Raw genomic sequence first — 713 nt, 5'->3', positions numbered from 1 at the left:
GTTCTGCTGAAGCCTTTGTCCAAGGCAGTCGCAGACGGGGATCATATTTATGCGGTGATCCGCAGCACCAGCATCAACCACGGGGGCAAGACGAACGGGTATACCGTGCCAAATCCGGTGGCCCAGGCCGAGCTGATTCGCACGGCGCTGGACAAGGCCGGAATCCATGCGCGGACCGTCAGTTATATTGAAGCCCATGGGACAGGAACGGCGCTGGGCGATCCGATAGAAATCACGGGGCTGACCCAGGCGTTTGGCAGAGATACCCAGGACAGCGGGTATTGTGCGATTGGATCGGTCAAATCCAATATCGGGCATTTGGAGGCGGCAGCGGGGATCGCGGGAGTGACTAAAATCCTGCTGCAAATGAAGCACGGGAAGCTTGCGCCCAGCTTGCATGCGAAGGAATTGAACCCCAATATCCAGTTTGCCAAGACGCCCTTTGCCGTGCAGCAGGAGCTTGCCGACTGGAAACGGCCGGTCGTGGATGGACAGGAGGTCCCAAGACGGGCGGGAATTTCCTCGTTTGGGGCCGGAGGCTCCAACGCGCACGTGGTGCTTGAGGAATATATTCCTGCACAGCAGGAAGCGGCCTCGGCTGCCGTTACCCCGGAGAAGCCGGCCATCATTGTGCTGTCGGCCAAGAATGAGGAAGGGCTGAAGGCGCAGGTCCAGAGATTGCTGGCCGCCATCGAGGAACAGCCATGGACGGA

1 protein-coding gene is annotated in these 713 nt (G+C 59.5%); it reads left to right on the top strand.

All coding sequences use genetic code 11. From position 1 onward, the window contains the following. Positions 1 to 713: ketoacyl-synthetase C-terminal extension domain-containing protein (locus tag LCF57_RS23265; RefSeq protein ID WP_226002844.1), on the top strand; the 713-nt coding region annotated here is incomplete at both ends.

The organism is Paenibacillus sp. BJ-4 (genome assembly GCF_020404765.1).
Classification (GTDB): Bacteria; Bacillota; Bacilli; order Paenibacillales; family Paenibacillaceae; genus Paenibacillus.
This window is presented reverse-complemented; position numbering and strand designations above follow the sequence as displayed.